Below are 4,651 nucleotides of genomic sequence, written 5' to 3'. Positions count from 1 at the left end.
TCCCAGACATCGCACTATGGCTGCCAGAAACCGCAAAAACATTCAGATAATATAAAACCTAAAAATACTAAAAGTGCATAAATCCGTCAAAGAAGTCCGTGATCTGCTTATGCGCTGTCAGTGGAAGAACCTGTGAAACATACTGATCAGGACGGATGATCAACAGGGCGCCCTGTCTACGATCGATGCCGCGGTGGTCAAAAATGTCAGGGCCGCTCACGATATCAGCGCAAAACGCCTTCTCATAATCGACTAACCCGTACTTACCCTTGCGCGGCAAAAGTAGGTCGGGCAGCTGTTGCAAAGCCATCTCCCGGTGCGGGGACTGGAAGACAACCCGCACGTCCATCACGCTATCAACATCGGCCCCCTTCGGTGTGTATTGAGCAATAGGTCCGCCTAGCAGAAACTGGCAGAGCGACGCGATTGCTCCACCTGACTGACCCGTATCATCCTGCCCCGCGAATGCGATGATCCGCCAACGCCCGTCAGCCTTTAGCACGTGACCTAGCTGCATCGGCTTTGCATCACCCAGACGTATCACAGGAGCCGAGTGAAAGCGCATGCCGGGAATATACCCGAGCGCCAGTGCCTGATGCGTGGCTGATCCCGTCAGGACCGAAGGGTCATAACGTGTCTCGACACCCGCGGTGTAGCGGCCATGCTTTTTGAAATAGCTTTGAAACTGGACAGTCTCGGACGCATCTTTTGGCTTGGCGCTGAAAAGGCGGACCATGTCTTTGTCAAAATCGATCAATTCTTTGGCTTTGGCCTGCCGCTCGGCAGAATAGGTATCAAGGAGCTGTGGCACTGCTTGCCCCTGTAAAACTGCCGCCAGCTTCCATCCTAAATTAAAAGTGTCGGCCATAGAGACATTCATGCCCTGTCCTGCCTTGGGGCTGTGGGTATGACAGGCATCACCTGCTATGAAAATGCGCGGGGTCTGCACACCACGCGCGTCAGCTGAAACGTCATCAAACGCATCGCAGACCCGCTGGCCGATCTCATAAGCCGACCACCAGGCAATTTCTTTCACGTCCAAAGTAAAGGGCGACAAGATGTTGCGGGCTTTCTCAACCAACATTTGCGCCGTAACATTGCGATCGGCTGCACGTTCATCACCGTGCAGCGCGTCCAGTTCGATATACATGCGCACCATATACCCACCTTCACGCGGAATGATCAGGATGCTGCCATGCTCCGCAGATTGGATCGCCGCCTTAAGGCGGATGTCGGGAAAATCCGTCACTGCAAGCACGTCCATTACACCCCAAAGCTGGCGTGCTGCCTCGCCTTCTAATCTGTGCCCAATCGACTTGCGCACGGTGCTGCGGGCGCCGTCACATCCGACAACATATTTTGCCCGTACAATCTGTGTTTCATCCCCTTTTTCAATACAGTTGAAAGTGGCCGTCACCGGATACTCGGGATCATCGGTCCGCTGTAGCGAAACAAGCTCTCTGTGATAGTCGGGAACAAGGCGGCGCGGACTGTTATGCATTACCTCAAGGTAGAAATCATGCACTCGGGCCTGGTTCAAAATCACATGCGGCATCTCGGACAGGTCATCTTCGACATCCTGTATGCGGTCAGCGCGCCTAAGACCCTGCCGTGTTTCATCCGGCCGCCAGAACGCAACCTCATTCACCCAATAACTTTCCTTGAGAACCTTTTCGGCAAAACCGAACGCCTCGAACATCTCGATCGAACGGCAAGCGAGACCATCAGCTTGCCCAACTTCGAGAGGACCAGATTTGCGGTCGGTTATCATTGTCTTGATATCGGGAAACGCCGCCAGCTGTGCCGCAAGGGTCAAACCTGCTGGCCCACAACCAACAATCAGCACGTCAACAGCATCGTCAGTCGCAATATTGCCGGTCGGCTGGCTAATCGCGGGGTCGCCACTGCGGAAGCCGTTCAGATGATATTGCATGGCATAGCACCTCACATAATAAGTATACATATCATCTTGACGGGCGCGTAGTGTTTCGTCAAGTTAATATGTATACTTATTACATTTGGGAAGCCCATCATGCGTAAACCTGCTGTTCTGACCGAAATGCCAGGTCATCTGATCCGGCGGCTAAACCAACACTCTACAGCAGTCTTTCAACAGCATTTAAAAGCTGCGGGACATGACATCACTTCGGTCCAGTTTTCCGCCCTGAAAGCGCTGGCAGATCATGCCGACCTTGATCAGGCGTCCCTTGCTGCATTGATAGAGTATGACCGCGCAACGATTGGCGGTGTTGTCAAACGGCTGGAACAAAAGAGCCTTGTTCAGAGAACAAAGAACGAAACGGATCGCCGCGCGATCAAGCTGGCATTGACACCTGCAGGGCGACTTTTACTGTCACAGGTTGACCCACTGGTTGCAGGGCTTCAAAATGATATTCTAGGCCATCTCACACCTGACGAAGCCCGCGCTCTGACGCTTTTGCTACAAAAGGCCTTGCAGTTGGATCACAACCGTATCACCCGCACGCAAACCTCTCAGGAGAGCCAAACATGAGACCCGCAGGGCGTAGCGAGACAGACTCTCTTTATTTTAAATATCCGTATTTTGATGCGCCAGACCGCGACAGAGCAAACACAGATACACCAGTGGCGATTGTGGGTGCAGGACCAATTGGCATGACGGCGGCGTTGGCGCTGGCAAAGCAAGGGATTGCATCAGTCGTTTTCGATAACAAAGCAACGTTCAATGATGGCAGCCGTGCTATCTGCGTGGCGCGCCCCAGCTTTTATATCATGGAACAGATCGGCGCGCTGGAGCCGTTTCTGGCGAAGTCTCTTGGCTGGACAACAGGGCGCACATTTTTTCGTGGCAAACAGATACTTGAATTTCAGATGCCAGACGGCCGGATGAAAAATTCCGCCCCATGTATAATTTGCAGCAACTATATATTGAACAGCTCCTATGGCAGGCTGCCACTGCACATCCATTGATCGAAATGCGCTGGCAAAGCGAAGTGGTCGGCATTGAGGACACTAACGAGGGCGCACAGCTGACGGTGCGCGACCCAAATGGCGACTATATCCATACCGCCGCTTGGGTTTTGGCCTGTGACGGCGCACGCAGCCCTATACGCAAGTTTTCGGCGTGCGCAGGCTAAACAACGGACTTGCAGATGCCGCCAATATTGGTTGCAAACTTGGCTGGGTTCTTAATGGTAAGGCCGGCCCAGCCCTGTTGGAGAGCAATACGCCAGAACGGCGCGGTGCCACGCTGGATATCTTTGCCAGCGCCTCAAAAAGTGCGCGCTTTATGACACCTAAGACCCACGGCTGGCAGATCATGCGCGATGCGGCTCTATCGCTTGCCCTTACGCATCCCTTCGGAGGCGATCTGGCAAATTCACGGCAAATGACTGCATTCACCTATAGTGGCAGCCCGGCTGTACTGGCTGATGATCCTGCCTTGCTGCTCATCATCTCCGGATGGAGCCGTTGCAGGAGCTTTGATGCCGGACGTGGAATCTGCATATTTGATCCGGCCCGACATGCACATTGCGGGGCGATGGTACAAAGCAACTGCATCGAAGATCATCAAAGGATATGATGAAGTCACCTTCATTAAGGACCAACAGGCATGAATCACACTGAGCTAGAAGAAATCTATGCTGCGCTCGCGTTGCAGACTGATGCCGTGGGAGCGGACAAAAGCGAGCTCCTCCTAGCGACGCTGGTGTTGCTGCTGGCACATCAGGTTGGCAATACAGCACAGGTGCAGACTTGTATAAAGGAAGCAGCTACTGCGCTGTCTTAAGGACTCTCACAAATTACCGCTTCCATTCATGCGGTGGCGGCATCTTTACACCTTCCCTCGGAGTCTACCCATTGGTTTAGAAAAACGTAATAATCAGGGGTAGCCATGACGCGATCAATCACCTGAAAGGACAACACTTGGAGCTTAACGCAGATTTTATGCAACGTGTGGTTATCCACTCTGATCAACTGGATTGGCGACCCTCGCCCATGCAGGGCGTAGATCGCCGCATGTTGGACCGCATCGGCGGCGAAGTTGCACGCGCCACGTCTATCGTGCGCTATGCTGCTGGAAGTACATTCTCGGAACATACCCATACGGGGGGAGAAGAGTTTATCGTATTGGACGGCGTATTCCAGGACGAGCATGGCGATTATCCAGCAGGCACATATGTACGCAACCCGCCCACGACGGCCCACACCCCAAGGTCAGCCCTTGGTTGTACCATATTCGTAAAACTTTGGCAGTTCGACATGAACGACCGAAATCAATTTCGCAAGACGATGCGAGACATGTTAGCACCGCCCATCGAAGGTATCGCTACAGCTCTGTTGCATCAAGATATGCTAGAGACCGTCACCTTTAGCCGCCTTGATGCAGGGGCCATACTTACCAATTCGAAATCGGGAGGTATAGAAATGTTGGTGATAGACGGCATGGTCGAAGAAGGCGGCGAACCACTAGGCAAAGGAGCATGGCTGCGGTTGCCCGACGGCAAACCACTGACCGCCATTGCTGGTGCTGATGGCGCGCAAATCTGGATCAAAAGCGGTCATTTGATCCACGCGAGACCACCTGCAATTTAACCGGAGCTGGTGACAGTTTTAACGGTGGATATTTGGGGTGTTATTTTTTGGGTTTAGAGCATTTTGCATGTTTAGA

Annotated in this window: 7 protein-coding genes; 6 read left to right on the top strand and 1 reads right to left on the bottom strand. The window is 53.0% G+C overall.

Annotation, left to right across the window (positions count from 1 at the left end):
• Window positions 1-67 precede the first annotated feature (67 nt).
• A complete protein-coding gene (locus Q0903_RS19685) occupies window positions 68-1,933 on the bottom strand; it encodes an FAD-dependent monooxygenase (protein WP_299418047.1) in 1,866 nt (621 codons plus the stop codon).
• A gap of 99 nt (window positions 1,934-2,032) precedes the next feature.
• On the opposite strand from Q0903_RS19685, the gene Q0903_RS19680 reads away from it, so the two are divergent.
• From Q0903_RS19680 to Q0903_RS19655, 6 genes are all read left to right on the top strand, one after another.
• Window positions 2,033-2,512 (top strand): MarR family transcriptional regulator, encoded by a 480-nt coding sequence (locus tag Q0903_RS19680; protein WP_299418045.1) that lies wholly within the window; start codon window positions 2,033-2,035, stop codon window positions 2,510-2,512.
• Window positions 2,509-2,949: an FAD-dependent monooxygenase gene (locus tag Q0903_RS19675; RefSeq protein WP_299418043.1), complete on the top strand. Its 441-nt coding sequence runs from the start codon at window positions 2,509-2,511 to the stop codon at window positions 2,947-2,949. Before Q0903_RS19680 ends, Q0903_RS19675 begins: the two co-directional genes overlap by 4 nt.
• Window positions 2,883-3,116, top strand: a complete 234-nt coding sequence (locus Q0903_RS19670; RefSeq protein WP_299418041.1) for an FAD-dependent monooxygenase — start codon at window positions 2,883-2,885, stop codon at window positions 3,114-3,116. The genes Q0903_RS19675 and Q0903_RS19670 overlap by 67 nt, the downstream gene beginning before the upstream one ends.
• A gap of 152 nt (window positions 3,117-3,268) precedes the next feature.
• Window positions 3,269-3,562: a hypothetical protein gene (locus Q0903_RS19665; RefSeq protein WP_299418039.1), complete on the top strand. Its 294-nt coding sequence runs from the start codon at window positions 3,269-3,271 to the stop codon at window positions 3,560-3,562.
• Between the two features lie 30 nt (window positions 3,563-3,592).
• Window positions 3,593-3,769 (top strand): DUF2783 domain-containing protein, encoded by a 177-nt coding sequence (locus tag Q0903_RS19660; protein WP_299418037.1) that lies wholly within the window; start codon window positions 3,593-3,595, stop codon window positions 3,767-3,769.
• A gap of 137 nt (window positions 3,770-3,906) precedes the next feature.
• On the top strand, window positions 3,907-4,575 hold the full coding sequence (locus Q0903_RS19655; RefSeq protein WP_299418035.1) for a cupin domain-containing protein: 669 nt from the start codon (window positions 3,907-3,909) through the stop codon (window positions 4,573-4,575).
• Window positions 4,576-4,651 lie beyond the last annotated feature (76 nt).

The organism is uncultured Sulfitobacter sp. (assembly GCF_947502895.1).
In the GTDB taxonomy this organism is placed as follows: Bacteria; Pseudomonadota; Alphaproteobacteria; order Rhodobacterales; family Rhodobacteraceae; genus Sulfitobacter.
Note: the sequence above shows the minus strand (reverse complement) of the source record. Positions and strands in the feature narration are given on the sequence as shown.

Bases quoted from the DNA above. Each gene is read 5' to 3' on its own strand.
- Q0903_RS19680 (WP_299418045.1), top strand. From the start codon at position 2,033: ATGCGTAAACCTGCTGTTCTGACCGAAATGCCAGGTCATCTGATCCGG.
- Q0903_RS19685 (WP_299418047.1), bottom strand. From the start codon at position 1,933: ATGCAATATCATCTGAACGGCTTCCGCAGTGGCGACCCCGCGATTAGC.
- Q0903_RS19665 (WP_299418039.1), top strand. From the start codon at position 3,269: ATGACACCTAAGACCCACGGCTGGCAGATCATGCGCGATGCGGCTCTA.
- Q0903_RS19675 (WP_299418043.1), top strand. From the start codon at position 2,509: ATGAGACCCGCAGGGCGTAGCGAGACAGACTCTCTTTATTTTAAATAT.
- Q0903_RS19670 (WP_299418041.1), top strand. From the start codon at position 2,883: ATGTATAATTTGCAGCAACTATATATTGAACAGCTCCTATGGCAGGCT.
- Q0903_RS19660 (WP_299418037.1), top strand. From the start codon at position 3,593: ATGAATCACACTGAGCTAGAAGAAATCTATGCTGCGCTCGCGTTGCAG.